This is a genomic window from Stenotrophomonas sp. SKA14 (assembly GCF_000158575.1).
Lineage (GTDB): Bacteria > Pseudomonadota > Gammaproteobacteria > Xanthomonadales > Xanthomonadaceae > Stenotrophomonas > Stenotrophomonas forensis.
This window is the reverse complement of the sequence record NZ_DS999412.1, coordinates 2,883,452-2,904,270: the sequence shown is the minus strand read 5'-3', so window position 1 is coordinate 2,904,270 and position 20,819 is coordinate 2,883,452. Positions and strand designations below refer to the sequence as shown.

The 20,819-nt window shown below is 59.3% G+C and carries 16 protein-coding genes; 3 read left to right on the top strand and 13 right to left on the bottom strand.

Going from position 1 to position 20,819, the window contains the following annotated elements; translation table 11 throughout:
• Positions 1-523: 523 nt before the first annotated feature.
• Positions 524-958 (bottom strand): BLUF domain-containing protein, encoded by a 435-nt coding sequence (locus SSKA14_RS13120; protein WP_040007717.1) that lies wholly within the window; start codon positions 956-958, stop codon positions 524-526.
• Between the two features lie 212 nt (positions 959-1,170).
• Here SSKA14_RS13120 and SSKA14_RS13115 point away from each other — a divergent pair, with 212 nt between their 5' ends.
• Positions 1,171-1,536 (top strand): hypothetical protein, encoded by a 366-nt coding sequence (locus SSKA14_RS13115; RefSeq protein ID WP_157635945.1) that lies wholly within the window; start codon positions 1,171-1,173, stop codon positions 1,534-1,536.
• A 342-nt stretch (positions 1,537-1,878) separates the two neighbouring features.
• Positions 1,879-3,366 (top strand): EAL domain-containing protein, encoded by a 1,488-nt coding sequence (locus SSKA14_RS13110; protein ID WP_157635944.1) that lies wholly within the window; start codon positions 1,879-1,881, stop codon positions 3,364-3,366.
• Between the two features lie 172 nt (positions 3,367-3,538).
• Here the strand turns inward: SSKA14_RS13110 and SSKA14_RS13105 are convergent, their stop codons facing one another.
• Positions 3,539-3,970, bottom strand: coding sequence for a BLUF domain-containing protein (locus SSKA14_RS13105; protein ID WP_040007715.1), 432 nt, complete (start codon positions 3,968-3,970; stop codon positions 3,539-3,541).
• Positions 3,971-4,213: 243 nt separating this feature from the next.
• Between SSKA14_RS13105 and SSKA14_RS13100 the strand changes: the two genes are divergently transcribed.
• Positions 4,214-4,525 (top strand): hypothetical protein, encoded by a 312-nt coding sequence (locus SSKA14_RS13100; RefSeq protein ID WP_040007714.1) that lies wholly within the window; start codon positions 4,214-4,216, stop codon positions 4,523-4,525.
• A gap of 42 nt (positions 4,526-4,567) precedes the next feature.
• On the opposite strand, the gene SSKA14_RS13095 is transcribed toward SSKA14_RS13100, so the two are convergent.
• From SSKA14_RS13095 to SSKA14_RS13045, 11 genes are all read right to left on the bottom strand, one after another.
• Complete coding sequence (locus SSKA14_RS13095; protein ID WP_008265701.1) at positions 4,568-6,145, bottom strand: PepSY-associated TM helix domain-containing protein; 1,578 nt, start codon at positions 6,143-6,145, stop codon at positions 4,568-4,570.
• Positions 6,146-6,156: 11 nt separating this feature from the next.
• Positions 6,157-6,456, bottom strand: coding sequence for a hypothetical protein (locus SSKA14_RS13090; RefSeq protein WP_040007713.1), 300 nt, complete (start codon positions 6,454-6,456; stop codon positions 6,157-6,159).
• On the bottom strand, positions 6,443-6,736 hold the full coding sequence (locus SSKA14_RS13085) for a hypothetical protein (protein WP_040007712.1): 294 nt from the start codon (positions 6,734-6,736) through the stop codon (positions 6,443-6,445). Before SSKA14_RS13085 ends, SSKA14_RS13090 begins: the two co-directional genes overlap by 14 nt.
• Positions 6,737-6,794: 58 nt before the next feature.
• The gene (locus SSKA14_RS13080; protein WP_157635943.1) at positions 6,795-9,026 is read right to left on the bottom strand and encodes a TonB-dependent siderophore receptor; all 2,232 of its coding nucleotides are present in this window, start codon (positions 9,024-9,026) and stop codon (positions 6,795-6,797) included.
• A gap of 1,478 nt (positions 9,027-10,504) precedes the next feature.
• Positions 10,505-11,356 (bottom strand): TniB family NTP-binding protein, encoded by an 852-nt coding sequence (locus SSKA14_RS13075; protein ID WP_083797360.1) that lies wholly within the window; start codon positions 11,354-11,356, stop codon positions 10,505-10,507.
• Entirely contained in the window at positions 11,353-12,720 is a 1,368-nt protein-coding gene (locus SSKA14_RS23425; protein WP_198283608.1) for a Mu transposase C-terminal domain-containing protein, read from the bottom strand. Before SSKA14_RS23425 ends, SSKA14_RS13075 begins: the two co-directional genes overlap by 4 nt.
• 939 nt (positions 12,721-13,659) lie before the next feature.
• A complete protein-coding gene (locus SSKA14_RS23990) occupies positions 13,660-13,968 on the bottom strand; it encodes an SEC-C metal-binding domain-containing protein (protein WP_087944934.1) in 309 nt (102 codons plus the stop codon).
• A gap of 49 nt (positions 13,969-14,017) precedes the next feature.
• Positions 14,018-14,266 carry an Imm32 family immunity protein gene (locus SSKA14_RS13060; RefSeq protein WP_157635942.1) on the bottom strand — a complete coding sequence of 83 codons (249 nt, stop codon included), beginning with the start codon at positions 14,264-14,266 and terminating at the stop codon, positions 14,018-14,020.
• Positions 14,253-18,548, bottom strand: a complete 4,296-nt coding sequence (locus SSKA14_RS13055; RefSeq protein ID WP_040007708.1) for an RHS repeat-associated core domain-containing protein — start codon at positions 18,546-18,548, stop codon at positions 14,253-14,255. The genes SSKA14_RS13060 and SSKA14_RS13055 overlap by 14 nt, the downstream gene beginning before the upstream one ends.
• A 4-nt stretch (positions 18,549-18,552) precedes the next feature.
• Positions 18,553-19,548, bottom strand: coding sequence for an RHS repeat domain-containing protein (locus SSKA14_RS24280; protein WP_083797354.1), 996 nt, complete (start codon positions 19,546-19,548; stop codon positions 18,553-18,555).
• 322 nt (positions 19,549-19,870) lie between these two features.
• A complete protein-coding gene (locus tag SSKA14_RS13045) occupies positions 19,871-20,263 on the bottom strand; it encodes a hypothetical protein (RefSeq protein ID WP_232281397.1) in 393 nt (130 codons plus the stop codon).
• Between the last annotated feature and the right edge of the window lie 556 nt (positions 20,264-20,819).

Below are 20,819 nucleotides of genomic sequence, written 5' to 3'. Positions count from 1 at the left end.
ACCGCGTAATAGTGCCGCCCCCACGGCCATCCACCTGCACCCTGGCCGTTACGGTTCTGCCCCTGGCGCTGAATGTCCAATCTTGAAACTCGTGCATCTATAGATCTCAGTGTGGGAGCAGAAGGTAGCGATCACAAAGTGATGCGATGAAGGGGCCAACCCATCCCCTAGGTGGGTACCCGAGATTTCGCCCGCCATGCTCCTGTCTCAACGTCCCTGCGTAGCGCCCACGTCTTGGCGGGTATCTTTGCACCACGGGCCGTGAGGTACTCCGGCATTGAAAGAAGAACCTCTTCCCCCCTTACCGAGCAACTGGTCGAGAGGACTACGCCATCACTCAACTCCACCAGGCATGTGGTCTCGCCCTCAGCTTCCGGCAGTCTGCCAGAGAGATCGGCGGTAGCCCCGGGATAGATGTGGGTATGCGTGAACTCAAAGCGCATCGATCTGTCCCCCGCCGCCCTTGATTGCTTATACACCCGGGCACAGCACAGGGTGTAATCTCCGGGAGCGCCGCATCAATTCAGGCTGCCGCCGGCTCGCGGCGTTGCGCAACCAGGTCGGCGAGTAGCTCCATACCCGTAACGGGATCAAACCGGCCTTTGAGGCGCTGAGCGAAATTGGTCCAGTCGGCCCGGACCAAGGACTTAAGCTGAGGGGTGGTCACCCGCATGAATAGCAATGGCTGTTCCGGAAAGCGAAGCTGCTGGACGTTGCCTCGAGCGAGTTGCACCAGTTCCGAATGGATAGCCAGCGACTCGACGTAGACCAAAGTTGCAGCTACCGAGCTGGCGGCGCCCTCGAGGTAGGTGAAGAAGCGGCTTCCATCGAAGCACACAACCGCACGCGACCCGCACGCCTCGTTGAACCTAGCCCCGGCGGTCATTAGTTGGGCAAGCCGACTTTCACCTACTTCCTCTACAGCAGAGCTTACGAACACGACTGAACACTTGAGCATGCGGCACAACCTCGAATTCAGAAGCGATCGTATGCCCAGCCCTGTGCTCAGCGCGTGCAAGAAGCAAAGGAAGAAGTGGCGCACAGTTGCGGAACTTTCACGCTGGCACAACTACTCTCCGCACGCCACTCAAGACTGAGCGGTCGTGAGCGGCATCAGGCCGCTGCGCGCAATTCGCAGGAAGCGATCAGCCCTGACACCGTCGCCCCTGAATGATCAAGAGCAATCCCCTAAACGCACCGCCCTTCGAGCCAAACTCCCCTCAGTTCGTGTGGAAAACCAGGTTCAAGGACAAATGTGTCTACACCGGTTGCGGAGTCGGCCTGCCCGGGCGCATTGAGAGCGATCAACAAGCCGAGATCTACGCAACCAAGCAGGCGCTTGCTGCACAGCTTGCGCACGTTAGGCTTTCGCAGTGCCACGAGGTGTTCGTCCGAAACGCCACAGCGGCACTGATCACCGTCCACCATTTCCTTTCTCAAGCAGCTGAGAAGGATGCAGTCTTCTTCCTCTGCGCAGATGCGGAGGTTGCTGGGCAGATCATCGCCACACTCAACATACAGGACATGCCATCCTGAGCAGCCTCCTACGTCTTTCTGCAGAGCTATGACAGTGGCCCTAGGGGGCGGAGTGTCCGCCAACTTCCACTAAAGCATGTCGGGGGCTGCAGGATGGCCTGATCGAAGGGTGGATGGCCGCCAGTCCAGACGAATGCCGTGCAGATAAGCCATTCATATTGAACCATCCAGCAAGCGGAGTCGATCACTCCAGTTGTGTGACCAAATGCCGATAAATGCGGGACAAGCAATGCGACTCTGACTCTGAGTTAGGTACAAATCCGTTTCAGGGGGAACTGATTGACCGTCTCTGGCAACCGCGCGCGATTTCTGTCGACGATTCTGGGTTCTGCAGCGCTGTCCATGCTGGCGATGCTGATAGTTGCTCAAGCCGTCTTGTTTGTTGAGGATAGTGAGTCCACAGAGACCATCGCTGAAGCGGTGGTAGCTCGAGCAGAGACTGTCTCTCGAGCCCGACGCGTCGCTTCAGATGCAGCGCTGAAGTCTGCTGTCATTGCGTGCTCCGACGAAGACGTTCGAGCACTCAAGGAAATCGCGTTCAACTCGAGCTATATGAGCGACGTGGGACGCATCCAGGAGGGTCACCTGCTGTGCAGCGCGCTCTGGGGAAGGATCGTTCCGTTCAAGCTTCCTGCGCCGCACTATTCATCGGGCGAGACCAAGCTATGGAATACGTCCGATCTCGTTGGCTCGCCTTACGGAGGCACCAACCTGATCGCCCAGGGCCAGACATTCACGGTGTCATCGCCCTCGTCCTTCGATGGCTTGGACCCCGCGAGAACCAGCACATTCACTGTCGAAACGCGTGATCGCTCCTATGTGTTCCGGAGTGTGGAACCTGCAACGGACGCCAGTGAAGCCGCATCATCCCGCATACGGCTGAGCCGATGCAGCAACAAGGCAAACGTCTGTGCATTCGTATCACGGCCCCGGCGGGGCATCTGGGACCTTGCCCCATCTCTGCTCTACACCATCATCGGCATAGGTGCCGCGCTTGGCATTACCTTCTCGTACCTCCTAATTCGCCGAAACAGGACCGCAAGGCAGACGCTCCAGCAGCGTTTCAGCCTTGCCATGCGCCGAAACGAGATCGAGTTGGTGTATCAGCCTCTATACACCGTTGTGGATAGGCGCCTTGTCGGGTTCGAAGTGCTAAGCCGCTGGAGCCCAGCTGGCGAAGGCGAAATATCTCCTGGCATCTTCGTACCAATGGCCCGCCAACTTGGCCTGAGTTCAGATCTTTTCCGGTACGTACTGTCGAAGGCGCTGAGAGAGATGGCACCGGCCCTCGCAGGCGAGAATGCACCATATCTGAGCATAAACGCTGAGCCCGTTGACATGGCTTCGGAGGATACTGTTCGTTTCGTCGTAAGCGTCACGCAGCAGGCCGGTGTTCTACCGGATCAGGTCAGGATCGAGATCACCGAACGTGAGGAACTGGTCTGCCCTGGCGTAACCGCACACATGGCAGCGTTGGCAGCATTGGGATTCCGATTCCTCATTGATGACTTCGGAACTGGCAGCTCCAACTTCTCACACTTTGCCCAGTCTCCCTTCATCGGTATCAAGATTGACCGCATGTTCGTATCGGCCATCACCGAGGAATCACCCTTGCGCCCGGTGTTGCCGGGCATGTACCTGATCGCCCGCCAGCTCGGCCTGGAGGTGATCGTGGAAGGAGTGGAGACTGCGGAACAGGATGCATTGCTGCAGCAGATCGCGCCTTCTGCTGTAGGCCAAGGATGGCTCTACGGCACTCCTGTGCAAGCTGATGCCGCCGCTGTCCTGGCCAAATCACACAATGGCGACGAGCCATTCACTGATCCGTGAATGGCACCTATTCCACTATGTATTCGCGCCGAGGAATGGCGTAGCAAGACGAAAGACGACTGTTACACGCACGAGCCTTCCCCACTCAGTGCAACCGAACGGTTGATGGTGTTCACACCCATCGCTGCTGACGCCCCGAAAGGGCATCGTCGTGATCGGATCTGAGTCGAAGCTATGCAGCTTGCACGTAGGGCGCTACAGCTGCGGCCAGCACATCAATTCCCCATACCGATCCAGCAATTTCGTCAGGCTCACTCTTCTTGAAGCGCGACCAATCGGCCCTTGCCAGCTTGCCCACGAGCAGCTGATCGGCCGGAAGTCGATGCATTGACCAATAGGGGAACTGCCTCGTAGATATGCGGCCTCTCGCCAGTTCTACGACGCCCGTGTGGCTCGTCGATTGCAGCACGCGCTCATAGACGCTGGCGACTCCATCTTCCGGGCCTTCAAAGTACTGCACGAATCTTGCTCCGTCGTACAGCAAAACTCCCGTTACGCCTGCCACCTTGTTGAACCTGGCAGCATCCGCCACAAGTGCCTCTAGCTGCTCAATCGAAAGATCTTGAACTGCTTCGCTTGCGTATACAACGGCCCGGATGGGCATGTCTTTGCCTTGGAAGAGGGCCACGTCGGCACCTATTCACACTCTACCACTCGGCATGTAAGTGGGGCCGTGCTGTCCTGCCGCGCCTGCGGTAAGCGCCAAGCAATTAGCAACGCCCGCCTGATTGGCTGTCCATCAAATATCCGTCATCCTCGAAACTGAACGAGACGTGGTTCACATTTCCTATCGCCTAGCGCGACAATCGTGTAGGGGCCTGTCGGCCCCGCCACGGGGAGTGGAGCCATGTTCAAGCGAGGGGAAGACGCGTTCCTGGTGCTGGAGCTGCGTGTAAGGGAGTGCGAGCGCCGTATTGCAAAGTCCGATGGCCGAACCAGGGCATTGGAATGCGCCATGCGGGCGGTTGTCGCCAGTGCTTCTAATCCCTCGGCCTTGTGCGCCGCGTGGGCGCAATTGATTCCGATGGTCGTGGAGAGCCATGCCGACGAGCGTGGAGAAGCGGCCAATGACTACCTCGATGGTCTACGCCAAGGCCTCAAGTTCGTCACTGAGCAGATAGAAGCGGCCGCAGAACGGTCCTGCCCTCCTCGGAGGTAGTTCCGAAGGCCGATCTAATACTCGGCTTCTTGATGCCCTGCCCTAGGGAGAATTCCCTTCGATGGCCCAGACACTGTCCTTGTGGCCGACCTTTGCGCGCTTCCTGGATTGCCTCGCCAGTTGCCAGAGAATGGCAGCAGCGACAAACGCGGTCGCGTCCACGGCCACCTCCGCACTTGAATGGTTCCAGGTGCCGGGGACGCCGGCCAAAGCCGCAAGGCTGCCGACCGGGATCAGTGCCGTCACTACGGCGCCAACGTACAGCAGCTCATAAGCGGAGCGCGCGGCCCCACGCATGAATGCCCAGGCCACTGCCAGTAGGAAGGCCCCATAGTAGATGCCTTCATGCCATGCTGGGACATTGGCAATCAGCCCAGGAAGCCACTTGGTAGCTGCCAGTGTTGCCGAGATGCCGATGACACAGCCTAGGGACACACCGATGGTCAGCGATCCCAGCACCCGGGTGGATCGCTTCTGCTCGGGAAGGTTGGCATCGCGCTGCTTCTTGCGTCGTGACTCGATCCACAGCAGGTTGCCGGTGTAGAACACGATCGCACCGCCAAGCCCCAGGAGCAGGTACATCCAGCGCACGGGGTTTCCGCCAAAGCTGCCGAAGTGCAGCATGAAGAAGGCATTGACCGCCGTATCCCAGCCGCCCATGTTTCCTGGCAGGTCATGTGTGTCCACTACGCCAGTGTACGGATTGAGGTGGGTACTCATGTAGGTGCGGGCACGGGTCCCGTAACGGATATCCAGGCCGGTGACACGCCCCTCGACCACACTGCCCTTCTGCTGGAAGCCCAGGCTGTAGACCTCGAAACCTGGAAGCTGTGCCTTTACCTTTTCCAGCAGTGCAGGAGCAGGCAGAGGCTGGGCGCCCGGAGCGGGCCCGGCATCGTGCTCTTCGCCCCATTGGATGCCGTTGGGATAAACCACCTTGTCCTGGATGTCGTAGATCTGATCGTGGAACGCGAATACCACGCAGGTCACGGCCATGATCAGGTGGAATGGCAAGCTGACAATGCCCAGAGCGTTGTGCACATCCAGCCACATGCGCTTGATGTTCTTGCCTACCCTCACGGCGAAGAAGTCTTTCACCAACGTCGGCAACAGCACGATGACGCCGGAGATCAATGCGACGGCATACATCAGCGCAACGATGCCCATGATGGGGCGCGAAATCGCATCGGGGAACGGCAGGCCGACGAACTGATGCAAGGTGTCGACAAGCTGCGCCACCGGTGCCTTTCGCAGCTGCTCCACCTGGAGGTGGCCCTTCTCGTCAAAGCTTGCGCCAAACTCCGTGAACTGCCGTGGCTTGTCGCCACGTACTCGCCAGATCACGCGGGCAGGCGCTTCAGGCGACGTCTGCACCATCACGCTGTAGTTCTTCGCCGCCTCGGGATGCGCCTTGAGCACCGCGGCAAGCAGTTCAGGTGCACGTTCCATTGGGACCGGCGCAAACAGCGCAGACGGGGGGGTTGCCCATCGCTCCAACGGCTTCTCGAACATGGTGATCGAGCCGGCATAGAAGGCAACGAACAGCATCAGGCCAGCAAAGATGCCGACCCAGATGTGCACGTCCTTGTAGACCTTGATGATGTCGTTGCGGATCTTCATGTGAGGTCCAGTCAGCCCAGATGGCTGCGTGCTAGCCATAGCGCGCCAAAGGCAACCACGTTGGCAGCACCGAGCCATAGCCAGGCGCTTGCGCTGCTACGAAAAAGGAAAACAAATGACAGGATCGGGGCCCACAGCAGCGCGACCAGCCACATGTTGAACTGGGCCTTGCCGCCCCCGCCATCGATGCCGCCGGGCCCGAACCACGCGAACAGGCCGGACAAGGCCAGGGAGAGCCCGAAGCCCAGCAGTACTCCGGCACACGTCTTCCCGAACCAGTGCCGGCTCTGCAGCTTGTCAGGGCCGGCCATGGGCACCTCCACGCTGTCGAGCGCGCCAGACGCCCAGGAAGGGCGCGACCGACCAGACCAGCATCAGAATCGTCAACCAGGTGAAGAACGCCGCACCGCTTCCCATCAAGGACAGGAACATGGCCAGCGAGACCAGCGACGAGGTGCTGCCGGGAATCCATTTTCCACGGACAGGCCAGGGTCCGGCGCGCCGCCACTGCTGTTTCGGCGACGCAAGATAGAACAGCCATGCCCCAAGCACACCCGTGGCTGAGGCCAGCACCGCCATCACGACTGACATTCTGGAAGTCTCATAGGAAAGCCCCGTGACCTGGCTGGCCTGTCACGGGGCGGAAGGGTTACCAGGTGAACCGGGCAGTAGCCGTGACGGTGCGTCCCGTGCCGAAGAAGCATGACGAGACACCGCTGCACGTGGTCACGAATCGCTTGTCGGTCAGGTTGCTGACGTTCAGTGCGAACTGCGTGCCCACACTCCCGATCGCACCGACGTCATAACGGATAGCTGCATCCCACATCGTGTAGGACGGAATCAGGTAGACGTTGGCGCTGTCCCCGTAGCTTTCGCCGTTGTAGCGGACGCCTGCGGCAACGCTCAGACCTGCGAGTGCCCCGCCCTGGAAGGTGTAGTCACCCCACAGCGCAGCGGTCCAGTCCGGAACCATCGCCAGCTGCTTGCCCTGGTAGCCGTTGTTGCTCTTGGTGACTTCCGAGTCCATCCACGATGCGGCACCGATCACGCTGAAGCCATCGAGGGGGGTGATGCGGCCTTCCAGTTCCACGCCACGCACGCGGCCCTCGCCATCCTGCACCTGGCACTGGCTGGACCCCGTCGTGCCGCAGGTGTTGTGGCTGGGATCAGGGTCGTTGGTGAGGATGTTCTGCTGGCGCAGATCGTAGGCCGAAAGCGTGATCAGGCCATCGAATCCAGACGGCTGATACTTCACGCCCACTTCCCACTGCTTGCCGGTGATCGGGTCGAACGGGGTCCGGTCGAAGGACTGTGTAGCTGTGCTGCCTGCCGGCTGGAACGACTCGGCGTAGCTCAGATATGGCGTCAGGCCATTGTCAGCCACGAACAGGATGCCCGCGTTGCCGCTGAACGCCTCGTTCTTGATGTGGCTCGGCGCGCGTGCGCCATAGCGATCTGTCGCCACGGTGTACGACTGTGTCCAGGTGTCGTCCTTTGTCCAGTCGTAACGGCCACCTACGGTGAAGCGCCACTTGTCCAGCGCGATCTGATCCTGCAGGTAGGCACCCGTCTGGCGGTTTACGCCTCCCGAGTAGCTGATGCTGTTGGTCACCGGAACGTAGCCGGTGTAGACCGGATTGAAGATGTCGATCGGCGCCGGATCACGCATCGCACCGCGTGCTGCATCCCAATCGGCCTTCTGCCAGTCCACGCCCACCAGCAGCGTGTGTTCAACCGAGCCGGTCTGGAACTTGCCGGTAATGCGTGTATCGATGGTGTCGCCCTGAGAGTCCCCTTCGCCCCAGGTGGCACGTCGCTTCTGGGTGCGCCCATCCGGATTCAGGCCACCATTGGTCACCACGGTGCGGAAGGTCGATTCCACGTTGGTCCGGCGGGCACCCTGGCTCAGGGTCCAGTTCTCATTGAAGGCATGTTCGAACAGCCAGCCGGCCGTCCAGATGGTTCGGTCGTAGGTATTCCAGTTCGGTTCGCCAATGAAGGTCGTGTTCTTCATGCGCCCATAGGGGGTGGCTTTGAGCGTGCCATCCATCGGCAGGAACTGATAGGTCGAGCCGCCGTCGTCGCGCTGATAGAGACCCAGCACCGTCAGTCGCGTGCGCTCGGCCATCTGGAAGGTATAGCTGGGGGCCAGGAACCAGTGCTGCTGCTGGGTGTGCTTGATCTGGGTGTCACCGTCGCGATACAGGCCTACCAGGCGCCCGAGGTGACGCTTGTCGTCCGATGCCGCGCCCAGGTCGAACGCGCTGCTGTACTGACCGTTTCCATCCAGACCCAATTGCAGCACCTGCTGCTGATCGGGTGTTGGGGTCTTGCTGACCTGGTTGACCATGCCACCCGGAGCCACCTGTCCATACATGACGGCCGAGGGACCTTTCAAAACCTCGACCCGGTCCAGGTTCCAGCTGTCCACCATGGTGCGGTTCCACTGACCGCCCTGTGGCGCACGCATGCCATCGATGGTGACATTGTTGCTCCAGCTGCCGGCATCGAAGCCACGGATACGGAAGTCGTCGACACGGTTGTCGATGCCGCCGCTCTCCAGGACAACACCAGCTACGTAGCGCATCGCCTCGTTGAGGTTCTGCACACCGCGGGCATCAAGCTCCTCGCGGGCAATGACGGAGACCGACTTGGCCATCTCCGCAACCGGCGTGTCGGTCTTGGTTGCGCCGGAAGTGTGGGTAGTTGTGCGATAAGCGTTGACCCGCACCGCATCGAGTGTGGTGGCGCTGCCATCGGGGACTTCTGGCGAGGGTGGTGCTTCAGCGTGACCGGCCAGCGGGACGGCCAGCATCAGGGCCATGGACACGGACAACAGAGAGCGCTTCGGGGCGCGGGAAGTAGTGGCGATCTTGTTCATTTGTGGGCCTACGGTAGGAAGTGCGCCCTAGGCGGCAGCTGCGGCGGCGTTAATTTCGCGTTAAATAATACCAAATGCAAATCGTTCGCACTAGCATCCACCCCTTCCCAGCCCATTTGTAACCCCCGCATCCTCCTCTGCCTGCAGGACCGCCACCCGGCTGCCTTAGACCGCTCCACAGGACTCCGCCACACCCAACCAGGCGTACGGGCGCTGACGGCGCCTCAGCAAAGGCGACCAATAGCGCGGATCTCAGCGGACTGGAACGGTCTGCAGCACATCGGGCTGGAGAACAGCAGCGCCACCGCTGCGATGGGAAGGCGGCGAATAATGAATCGCCCAACAGCGCTGGGACTTTTGGGGGCGAGCCGGAACAACATCAATGGAAGCAGCTTCCTAGTTTGGGCAGTTCTGTTGTCCGGAACCGGCCTGGCCACCAGTTCCCGCCATAGGGGGCACTTCATGGATCGCCCAGCTCGCGGGCCGCAAGGTAGTCCCAGGGGCGGGCGCGTGCAATCTCTAACGGCGCCGGCGTCCAAGGCAGCACTCATAGCGCCTCGCAACCGTGCGCTCAAGGATGGCTCTTATGATGGTCAAGGCGTTAGAGATTGCACGCACCATTGGCCTATTCAGGCAAGTCTCTGCGGGCCCATCCCGTTCAACGCCGCCACCCGCCCCGACTCGCGATCATGATTCCCACGAGCATTGCCTCTAAGCGTCGGTCGCCATGACGCCACCGCCGCGCGAGCCACTCCCAAGCGGCGAGAGGCCACTTGGGCAGGTTTTGGGCTGAAGCGGCGGCAAGTGCCGTCCACGCCCTGTACGCACCCAATAATGCTGCCGCCCTGTCATTGGGTGTAAGGCGCCCCACCCTTGCTGGGCCTAGCGGCTGGTATGTTCTGTGCGGTTTAGGGAGTGCCCACCCGGCCCCCTCGATTGACCAAGCCAGCTCGGCGCTTGCAATCCCGCCAAAGCCAGGTCCCCAGTTGCGAGCGGACGCTAGAACGAGGTCTCTCCGAAGCCTGGCATCTTGCCCGTTCACCCGGCCATGACGCCACTCCTCGAGCCACTGCCAGAGGGACAACAGCTCTTCGTTGGCATCGAGGGGCATTGCATCCCGGTAGGGCGCGTAGCTGAGCAACAGCCGATGTCGGGAGCACGCGATAGCTCTGGCATCCAACCAATCAACTAGAACCGGATACCGAGCACCGCTTTGGGTCGGCGCAGTACACATAGCGCACCCTACCGACCTCCACTCAGCTGCAATACGCCATGAGGCTGGGACGCGCTCAATTCGCCCCAGCTCAGGCGGAAGTCGGCCCCATTCAGCGCCACCGATTCGGCGTTCTGGCTCTTTTGCTTCGAACTCACACCATTGCCTCCACTCAGCTTCCTCAAGACCAAGCTGTAGTCTGGTAGCGTCTAACCACGAGTACACACTCTCGCCCATGCAGGGCTCTGCGGCTGCGGGAAGATCCTCAATCCTCATGGGATCTCTCCTCGACACCGAACCCGGATTTCCAGAATTCGTCGAGCAACTCGACTGAGATGTGCCCTTCTCCGCGAGAATTGGCAAGACGGGCTGCGCCGAGGACAACCTCTAACAATCTGAAGGTAACGCAGCAGTCATGGGCCGCCAGCCAGCGGATCATGGTCTTGCTGTCCAGGTGGGAACGCTCAGGAAGCTTCAGCTCGACTTCAATGCCGGCCAGGAACTGACGGAACTCGTTGGATTCTGACCAAACGGGAAGCTCAACCCTTTTGAACCGAGATGCCAGTTGCTCGTCTGCAGCCAGCGCATTGACCATGTTCCTTGTTGTTGCGATGCATACCGTGATGCCCAGATTGCAGATGGATTTGATGAGTGCAAGAGTGTATTGCTGGCCAGATTTTCCTGCGTTGAGAATATGTCCAGCCTCGTCAATCAGAAGCTGCTTTACCCCCGATGCCTGCAACACGTCAGCGACCTGCTCGTGTATGTTCTGGGTTTTGCGGATGGGAAACCCGGGCAAACACGCATTGATGATGGACCGGCACATCTTCATGCAGTTGCCGTCATAAGGTGCCTCGATCAAGATCGCCTCTCTGTAACGCGACCCCGTCGCTTCCCGAACGGCAGAGACTTGGGACATGTAGTGGTTGAGGAGCCGACTCTTCCCGCTGCCGGCAGCTGCTGCAATGTGAAGGCACACAGGCCGGCTGCGTCGGTACTCGCCCACGCGAAGCTGGCTCAAAGCCTTCAAAATCCTTACTGAGTGGGAACTCAGCACGAACGGAAGATCGCCCTCCAGATGAGGATGGGCGCGACCAATATCTTCAGGCAGGTTCATTCCACCAGGCCCTCACTGGAAGGAATTGGTAGAGCGGGCTCTGCATAATCGACCTCTTCTCTGACCGCCTTGGGTACTGCCGGCGGCAACCTGGCCAGCTTACGGCGAGCTTTCTTTGAGCTGGTCGCAGCTTGGTGCAGGATTTCCCTTTGACGCTCAAGTGCATCAAACAGTTCGCTCTCCGAAGCAGCCTTCCTGCCTTGCTCCTTCATATGAGCTCGGATGTCGCGAAGTTCCCAGAGCGAAAATGGGTTCCTAGAACGATCTAGCAGTGGGACATCGATGTAGTCGCCAGCTGCATACAAGAACACCTTGCTGAGGTCGCGCTGGCTATAGTGCACTCGATGTTCAATACCATCATTGATGAATGGTGAAAGGGCGGGATCCCAGTAGTGAAGCGAGTGCAGCTGAATTCCTGCCCGACCTATTCTTCTGTCGGCGGCCGGCAAGAAGCCTAGTGTGAAGTCGCGAGGGTTGCCGATCATAGGGGGAAAGCGGGTGGAGCCTTGCTCGCTAGACCACGACTGATCCCACACCTGCAATGGAGTCCTTCCGCCCAGCCCACTGTGCGGAGAGTTGTGATATACGCCCGCGATCTGGAGCGCGAGCCACTGCTCAAGTTCCGCGATGGTCAGTACCGCCTTCTTCTCCGATGGATAGTCACCTCGTTGCTTTGAGTTGGAGAAAGTTGTCCCAGGCAGGAGATGCACCGCGCCCATCATCGTGCCGATGTAGCGTTCGATATAGGCGCCGTAGTGAGGCCTGCGGACTGGCCTGGGACGGACCTCAATTCCGTAGCGCTCGCATTGCGCGAGCAGCGCCTTTGTTTTGAATGTCTTCGCGTTGTCCCACGCGATTCGAGCCATCTTTCCGAAGATTGAGTACTTGAGCTTGCCATCTAGCCCAATGGATTCAAGCCACCGCTCTTTCGGCAGGCAGCTGTGCTCAAGTGTCAGCGCAACTGAAGTCTGGTCGGGCGGATCAAAGCTCATGTAGTAGCCAACAACGCAACGAGTGAAGACGTCGATAGCGAGCGTGATCCACGGCCGCCCGATAACCTGCCGTGTCAGTGGACTAACCACCATCAAGTCGACGACTGCGTGATCAATTTGGACGACCTCAAGGGGGGATGACGTGTCCAAGCCTCGGATCGATGGAGCCTGCTTTGCACGAGCTTCATGGCTCCCAAGGCGCTTCACAGCCAGTTGCATTGGATCTCGTGCTCGGACACGCGCCTTGACCGCCGCGTAGCTGGGGGCTGCTACACCCGCATCCCGCGAGAGCTGTGCACACCTTCGAACGACAGCTGCAACTGAGCTTGCCTCACGCACCAGATAGATCTCGTCGATCGCGGCGGCGATCAAGCTCTCCACGAGGGGTGGCAGAAGCCTGGTCTTCGGCGATGGACCGGGCAGGCTCGGCAACTGAGATGCAGGTAGCGGGTTGTGGCAGTACAGCCTCCAGCGACGTCTGACAGTCTTCGCCGAGACACCGAACTTCCCGGCGAGTTCATCGCACGTGCTTTTCGACAACTTGGCGCCGCGCGCCCTCAGTGCTGCTCCAAGCGCTTGAGCCCATTGCCAAGCTACTGCCTCCTGAGCAGCGTCCGTACTGGCGACGTGCCGAATCTTCTTTTCAGTGGCGTGCTGGCTGTACGAGGAAAGATCGCCGACGCCTACCCATTGGTACTCTGAAGTCCCTTCTATTTGGATGTGAATCTTGTCAGGCCCTGTGCAACTCACGATGCGGCACAGTCTCGAGTTGCACATAACCAACTCACCCGATTTCACAACCAGGTCTCTAACAGGTCGCGAGGCTCTCATTGGAGAGTTCATACTTGGGTCCTCAGGACCCGAGGCAAAAGATGCCCGCCCCACTATTGACACAAGTAGAGAGGCATGAAAGGCTAGCCCCAATCGGCGGATTATCCGGTTGTCCAGAGAGGTCAGGGTTGCAGCCCTGGCCTTTCGTCGTTCTAGCCGAAGGCATCCATTTGCGTCAGGCCATGGCTGTTTTCTCCGCCGATCAAAGGTCTCCGCAAAGCGCGGCCTCGCAGAATTAGCACGCAGAGACACGCTGCGCAATCGCAACGCATTGATCTGAAAGGTGTTTTATAGTCTATGGACTATAGGGCGCAGCAGCCCGCGGATGGGTTCGGACCACCTGATGAGGTCAGCTTAGGCTAGTGACGCCTACGGTGTTTGCAGGATCGTGTCCTTGCACTGTGCTTTTTCTCTGAATCATGTCTCTAACAGGCGGGCTGAGTGTGTGCGTCGACCGCTCCCAGCCATTTCGCAACTAAATCAAGCGCCTAGTGTTGGGCACGATCTAAAGATACCCACAACGTCCAGCGGCGGTCGGCTGACGGCGAATTGGTACCTACCGGCGGCCGTGATCCGCTTATCGGCTGTCTGGGTGATGATGATTGGGCCACCCAGGCCTTGCTGTCGCTGCTGCTGTATCCAATTGATCTCAGCCTTGCGCTTGGCTTCCTCGGCGCCTCGCGAGATCATCTCTTCGTAGTTGCCATTGGTGCCGCCGTGGCAGTGCTTGAACTTCTTGCCGCTTCCACACGGGCAGAGTTCATTCCTGCCTGGCTTAGTTCCGCCCATATCCGGCCTATGCGTGTTGAATCGCGCTCAGTGTGGGGACTTGGCATGGCTAACTCCAAAGCCGCAAGTCAACCTTGTTGAAAAGCGTGCCATCCGTGGATTGCGGTTGACTGGACAACTCATCCCCGCCCCAGTCGTCCGTCATCAGGTGGGTGTGCCTCGGCATCGGCGAAGAGCCGTTCTGGAGCCGCGCAAGCACCAACTGAAGGAGGGCCAGGCCCTGCTGATTCATGTGCACGGTCAGCTCATCGCCTTCCTTGTTCATCTCGAAGGTCAACAGATGTTCAGGGCTTGACATGAAGTTCGTCTCCTAGCGGGTACTTCTTCTTCTCAAGCATACCGTCATAGCCCTTCGCTCGGTTGACATCCACATGTGGCATTTCCGTTCCGGCCCTGAAAACCTGCACTTCGGGGTCGATGTGATATGAGCGCCCGGTAGAGGGGTTGACATACCCGCCCTTCCCTCCCACCGGGTCTGGGCCGCGTGCACTGAATCCCTTGGCCCTGAACATCGCGTCGATCTGAGCGGGTGTCTTTCCCTTGAAGGGGTTGCCTAGCGTCTTCTTGCCAAACTTTACGACCGTCGCGCCACTTCCAATGACCGGCACCACCGCGATCGCAGACAAGACTGCGTTCGTGTACTGGCCACGACCCAGGTAGATGCCTGCATTGACCAGATCCAGAGGCTCCCCATACACGGGAACCAGCCCCCCGATGTCCAGGGCGAACTGGATCTTGTCTATGAGGGTGTTGTTGATTCCTCCGAAATCGAGTCCCCCGTTCTGTGCCGGCAAGGTTGGCGGCGGCTTGACCACCATGCCGGGGAACGTCGTAACCGAGGGCTGTCCGCTGAACCCAAGTGGATCGAACAGATTAATGGGGTCGTTATTGGCATAGGCGTAGAGGTTCATCCCGCCAGCGGTGCCGACCTGGTCAGGTTGAATGAATCGCCCCAGTGCAGGCGAGTACATTCTTGAACGCAGATGGAGCAGGCCAACTTCCGGCAGCCACAGTTGCCCCGTGTACCCCAGTCGGCCTATCCCCTCCCCCACCTGCTGTCCCCAGGGATCATATCTTGCAGTTGCCTGAAGTCGACCATCTTCTCCCGCGCGCGCGACGATGGAGCCACGCTCATCGGCATACAGCCATGAGCGCTGTCCACCTTCATAGAGCACGATGGGCTCGTCACCCTTTGGCCCGAACACGATCTTCTGCAGCATGCTGCCATTGGATTCGTCGAACTCCCCTATCAACTCCCAGTCGTTGTATAGGAATTGTCGTGACACTCCTCCTTTTGTAAGGCGTGCGAGACGCCCGATTGCGTCATAGTCGAGGCGCGAATCTCCGGCCGCCACAAGCCGCCCCTCCGCATCATAGGTAAATGAACGGCTAGGATTTCCGACGCTATCTGCCTGTAGATTACCTGCAGCATCGTGCTGCAGGTCCTGCCAGCTCGAGTTCTCACTCTTCCAAGAACGGTACTGATTCAGCTCACGGGCAGCCCACTCGACCTTGCCCCTCAAGATCGGCGCCATCGCGAATCGTGGCTGCGTCACAGCACGGCTTCTGAGCTGTCCGTCCTCATTGAACGCATAGCCAAAACCAATATCCTGATCTTCACCCACGAGATCATGCATGAGCAGGGAAAGGCGCTGATCGGCCTTGTACTCAACTTCCGTCCGAGTTCCGTTCCTGGCAAACGTGGCGCCGGTACGGCGGGAGATCTCATCGTAGGTAAAGCGCGCCAAATTGGCGCCGGCAGCTTCATCGATGCCGCTGACCCGGCCAAGCTGATCGAAGTTGTAGCGCACCCCCGAGCCATCGGGCCAGCGCACTTCGGACCAGCTCTGGCCTGGGCCGTAGCCGTAGCCGACAGAGCGGCCAAATGGACCTGTGCTGCTGCTGAGGCGCCCGAGCTTGTCATACGTCCAATAGATTGAAAGTGCGCTGTTTGCCCCGGGCAGTTCAGCAGACAATCGCCTACCAAGCAGGTCGTATGTGTAGGTAACACTGCGATCAGCTTCCGGAACATCCTTTCTCAGCAACCTGCCATCAGCGTCGAACGTATAGCCGATTTTCTTACCATCGCGCAGAGTGATGCTGGCGATGTCACCCTTTCCGTTGTACGCGTAGGCCTCCCGAGGAAAGCCCTCCATTTCGACGCTGCAGGATCGTGCAGAGGCATAATATTTTCCGAGGTATCGACGCTCCCTCAGTCGGTCAAACCCGTCATAGCACAGCGCCGTGTAGTTCCCTTCCGCATCGACCTGAAGAATCGGGTGGCCATTGGGCGAGTACTGGATCTCCAGAGTCTTCTGCTCCAACGATGTACCCACCCCGTTGCGGACGGAAAGCACGCGGCCGACGCCATCCAGCGTCATTCTGGAAATTCGTTCGATGCCATCTACGCGTTTTCGCGTTCCGATGTTTCTACCCGCGTCGTCGTAGTCAAATCGCGTGGATGCCGCATCAATCCCAGTGCTTTGCACCTGCAACCCGCGCGCGTCATACTCCACCGTCTCGCTCAGCCAACCGCCTTGGAAGCTGTACGAGATCGCAGTTTGACGTCCTTCTGAATCGTAAGTGGATTGAGCGCGCTGCGAGACCCCTTCGGCTGACGGCCCGGTTGACGACACAATACGGCGCATGCGATCAGGGACCTGTATCGTTAGATCCCCGGCGCGCGCGCCCTCCACAGCAGTGATGTTTCCCACACGATCATAGTAGTACCGAGTCGCCTCTGCGGCGCCATTCGGATCACGTACCACCTCCTTCAACTCGTGGCTGCTTCGGGAGCCTGCCGTCGACGGCATGTAGTGGTAGTCGACTCGAATGAGGTTCTCATCAGAACAGATGAATTCGAACTGCCCCGGGGGGCTCCTCGCAAGGCATGCGTCTTGGCCGACGGGCAGAATCACGTCACGTTGCGGAATGTCAGCAGCACCCGGCAATGATGGCGCGGAAGAGCCATCGGCCGGCGAGAATGACGCATATCTCGTCCTGGTAGCTGCACGCCTTCCATCTGCCCGGATGGCGTCAAAGCGAATTGCTGCCCCGCCGTGTTCCGCATCGTGACGCGTGACTTGCACGCCGCCGCGCGAGTTCTTGGCGGATACAGGTCTATTGCAGAATCGAAAATTGCTTGATGTGCATGTAGGGTAAAGTGCTGTTTCGACGATGTCTGGGAGGCCTGAGGCTGGCTTTGCCTTATGCCGACGCTCGAGGATGTTGCCACGATCATCAAGCTTGTTCTCGATGCTGTCACCTTCAGGATTCTTGATCGAGGTGAGTCGATAGCCCCTGTAGTCATAGGTGTACTCGGTCCGTGCCCCATTGCCATCCTCGATGGCTATCGGGTATGGATTCTCGCGCATGAAGAAGTAGCGCGTGACGTTGCCGACAGGGTCGGTAACCTTTGTATCGAACGTGTTTTTATTAATCCTCTCGCTGTATTCGAATCGGGTGATCTTTCCTGCCCCGTCTGCCTGGGATAGGACCTTGCCGAAGTTGTCAAACACGTTGGTGAATGCGTCAGCGGTGGCGCCGGCGCGCCGCTCGGTAGCGACATGCCTGCTGTTGATGTCATACGCATAGCTGGTTACTGCACCATTGGCGTCGACGAATTTTCGAAGTCGCCCGCTATAGGGCGGCAGTCCGTTTGGACTCCAGCGATCATAAATGTAGCTGACGGTTGCAAGGTCGCCGGTTGTGCAAAGGACCGTGTCGTGCTCAACACAGCTTGACCTGAAGGCAGACGCCGACGTCACAACCTGGGGGTCGTGAAGGTCTTCATAGGAGAAGCGAACGCCATATCCTCTGCTGTTTACGACCTCAGACACAAGCGCAACTGGGAATTCCTGATAGTTCGCGCTTGGGCGAGTGATGTAGCGATAAGACAAAGACTCGCCGTTGGGCATTTCCAGATAGCGCAGCTGCACACAGGATGCCATCGAGGCGGATGTGACTCCTCCTGCGCTGATGTAACCGCAGGTCATGCTCGTAACGAAATCAAAGTATGCAACGACTCCTTCGCGGCTTCTGAAAGTGAAGCGCCTGTCGTCAGCATCCTGCTCGAGCGTAGCACCATCCAGTCTTTTGTTGACGATCTTGCCGGATGACCTTTCGAACTGGTATGTGCTTCCCAGAAGCACGACGTCGATGACGGGCCAGTTGCTTGGATGGAAATTGAAGGGTGGGCGTCCGTGATGTACCGTGTATTGGCCGCAGTTGCATATCACTCGCCCATCAATGTTGAAGGCAACGCCAGCCTTATCACCGGACTGAATCCGTGTCAGGTCAATTCGTGAAGGGAATTCGCCGGTGCCAACAGAAAGGTCAGTGCTCTGAAGAGTGAAGAGTCCGCTGTACGGATCCACGCCATTGGCATTTCGAGTTTGATCCAGCGGCGGCGAGTGCGACTCACCGATCCCGATGTCCTGAGCTTGCGCGGCTCCTGCGAGAAACGGAGCCAGAGTTACAGCCATCAATCGTGCCAACACGCGGGCGCGACTCGCCAAGTGCGGCTTAGGCAACTGGTTGGCCGTGGGTCGGAAGTTCCCTGCATGCATCCTGGGTTTCATTGTGTCATTCCTTGAGTCCGACGATCGCCCCGCCCAGATCGACGAGCTCGACATAATGACCGTTGGTGCGAATAGCCCGTCCACCCTCACCGCCTTCTCCTGGCTTTGGGGCCTCGTTGGCCGGAACGCTCCCGTGGTAGCTCGGGCGCCCGGGCTCACCTCGCTTGCCTGCGGCGCCACCTTTACCGCCTTGCCCCGTCAGATTGGGCATGCCTAGACCGCCTTCACCACCCATGTTTCCGGGAAGGCCGGGCTGTGGCCCTGGCTGTACCGTTGATCCTGCTCCCCCAAGGCCGTCTGGATACCCTCCACCTCCACCTCCACCCGGACGGGGGCCGATGATGACGCTCAGGCGCGGGGATGGTGCCCCACCGCCGCCGCCGCCGCCGCCGCCCATCAGTGCGCCGCCCGGAAGCACCTCGACGCGCATCGGTAGACGAGCAATCACTGCGTCGCCGCCGGGCTGCCCATCGGTGCCGCTTGTCCCCCCAGTACCGCCGTGCCCTTGCACGACGCCGGCGACCTTCAGTGTTACCGAGGTTGCATACTTATCAGTGGGCCATGCTCCGGAATCAATCGCGGCATTGCCGCGAATTCCAAGGATGCTCACACCAGGAATGACCTCGAAGACGATACGCGCCGGCTGCCTTCCGCTGTAGCCCGCATACTCTGCAAGTCGTCGAAGCGAGATTAGTTGACCATTAGATGCAGGGACCGTAATCGTTCGTTCAAACAGCTTTGGAGTTGGGTCCACGGGCGTCGGCGGATCGGGCTTGGGTCCAGTCCCTGTCGCGGGACCTGTGGCTGTCCAGTTCCCAGCCTTGTCGTACTCAAACTTGTACTGCCGTCCATCAGCAGGAACGACACTGATGAGCCTTCCAAGGCCGTCGTAGACAAACTCTTCCATTACCTGCCCTTGCGCGCACTCACTAAAGCCCGCCAGTGCCCCCAAAGCAATTGAGATGCGAGCGATCGCCGCCTTGAGTGCTCTTTCGTCCATGCCCGCTCCTCCTTGACAGAGTGTCCATTTGGTCGGCGCCGTTGTGACGAGTGTCGGCTCTGGGTGCCATGTCCAATTGAACGATGACCAGTTGACAGCGTAATGACGCTAGATGAGCTAGTCGCGAGTTCGAATCTTTCGTGTAGAGCCGGTCAGGTCGCAGGCATCTTGTGACATCGTCGCGGAGCCAGTCAGCGAATTCTCCCATCGGAATGCCTACCGTTGGCGTCAGTCCGTCCAATTCATAGGATGCGGTGCATAGGCGCGAGCTAGTTTCCGTTTTCGCTCTCAGGCCACTTGCCCTGCACTTGCCAGCGCACGCTTATCGCGACTGAACTGCCTTTGCAGGCGAAGCCGCTTTCCGTCCAATCTCCAGCCTCCCCACATCGTCCACAGGTACAAGCGCCGCGAGCCTCTGCGCCGGATCCCACAGCACGTAGCTATCACCCAGCCTGCCAACCAGGCTCACGCCTCCCTGCGCCTTGCCATCAACCGTCACACTCACGGTGTAACTGCTTCCGCCGGTGGTGATCGCCTTGGCACGCTCAGATCCGAGCCAGACTGACGAGATCGAGACATAAACAAGCATTGTCAGCGCATAGGCCAGCCATGGTGAGTCCTTCACCGCAGCTGGCAGTACCGGTGACAGGTGTACCGCTACGGCACATACGCCCACCAATGCTCCGCCTATCAGAAGCGGCATCCATTCGACCACCAGATAATTGCTCCCAAACCTGCAAGGCACAGCACCAAGAATAGTGACATGTGGCGCCGCATGTAGCAGGACTCAACCCAATTAACGTGACGCGTCACGCGCGCGCGGCGGCCACTGACACGGCCAGAGGCATCTACATGCAAAGCATGAGCTTGTCGCATCCGCCCTGCCCTTGCCGCCGCCAACCGAGCGACAACAGAAAACAGACCTGTGTCACGCATGCCGCCGATAGCCTTGCAGCCCAAGGCTTCAGTCGCGTTGCGCCATATACAACGATTCTGAAAATGTTGAATGTGGTGACGGGATCGGCCTTACTGCATTGGCATCGCGCACAACCGGGCGTATTCATTGCTGTGCCACCTTGAACAGGTGGCCGGGCTTCGAAACCCCGGTTGTGCAATCGTAAAAAGCGCTTGCCAGTCGGCACCACCTTGCGCGGTGCCGACTGGCAATCCGTCGGCCGGTTATGGCGGGCGGTGCGTGGGGGCCTTGCGCCCGCCGGTCTGATTGCACACCGGGTTTCGAACCTCGCACCGTCCGCCACCTCTATCGGTGG

Coding starts and splice junctions, on each gene's coding strand:
- SSKA14_RS24280 (WP_083797354.1), bottom strand. CDS start 19,548: ATGGACGAAAGAGCACTCAAGGCGGCGATCGCTCGCATCTCAATTGCT.
- SSKA14_RS13120 (WP_040007717.1), bottom strand. CDS start 958: ATGCTCAAGTGTTCAGTCGTGTTCGTAAGCTCTGCTGTAGAGGAAGTA.
- SSKA14_RS13115 (WP_157635945.1), top strand. CDS start 1,171: ATGATCAAGAGCAATCCCCTAAACGCACCGCCCTTCGAGCCAAACTCC.
- SSKA14_RS13100 (WP_040007714.1), top strand. CDS start 4,214: ATGTTCAAGCGAGGGGAAGACGCGTTCCTGGTGCTGGAGCTGCGTGTA.
- SSKA14_RS23990 (WP_087944934.1), bottom strand. CDS start 13,968: ATGGGCGGAACTAAGCCAGGCAGGAATGAACTCTGCCCGTGTGGAAGC.
- SSKA14_RS13110 (WP_157635944.1), top strand. CDS start 1,879: ATGCTGGCGATGCTGATAGTTGCTCAAGCCGTCTTGTTTGTTGAGGAT.
- SSKA14_RS13095 (WP_008265701.1), bottom strand. CDS start 6,145: ATGAAGATCCGCAACGACATCATCAAGGTCTACAAGGACGTGCACATC.
- SSKA14_RS13080 (WP_157635943.1), bottom strand. CDS start 9,026: ATGAACAAGATCGCCACTACTTCCCGCGCCCCGAAGCGCTCTCTGTTG.
- SSKA14_RS13085 (WP_040007712.1), bottom strand. CDS start 6,736: ATGTCAGTCGTGATGGCGGTGCTGGCCTCAGCCACGGGTGTGCTTGGG.
- SSKA14_RS13075 (WP_083797360.1), bottom strand. CDS start 11,356: ATGAACCTGCCTGAAGATATTGGTCGCGCCCATCCTCATCTGGAGGGC.
- SSKA14_RS13105 (WP_040007715.1), bottom strand. CDS start 3,970: ATGCCCATCCGGGCCGTTGTATACGCAAGCGAAGCAGTTCAAGATCTT.
- SSKA14_RS13055 (WP_040007708.1), bottom strand. CDS start 18,548: ATGAAACCCAGGATGCATGCAGGGAACTTCCGACCCACGGCCAACCAG.
- SSKA14_RS13060 (WP_157635942.1), bottom strand. CDS start 14,266: ATGTCAAGCCCTGAACATCTGTTGACCTTCGAGATGAACAAGGAAGGC.
- SSKA14_RS13090 (WP_040007713.1), bottom strand. CDS start 6,456: ATGGCCGGCCCTGACAAGCTGCAGAGCCGGCACTGGTTCGGGAAGACG.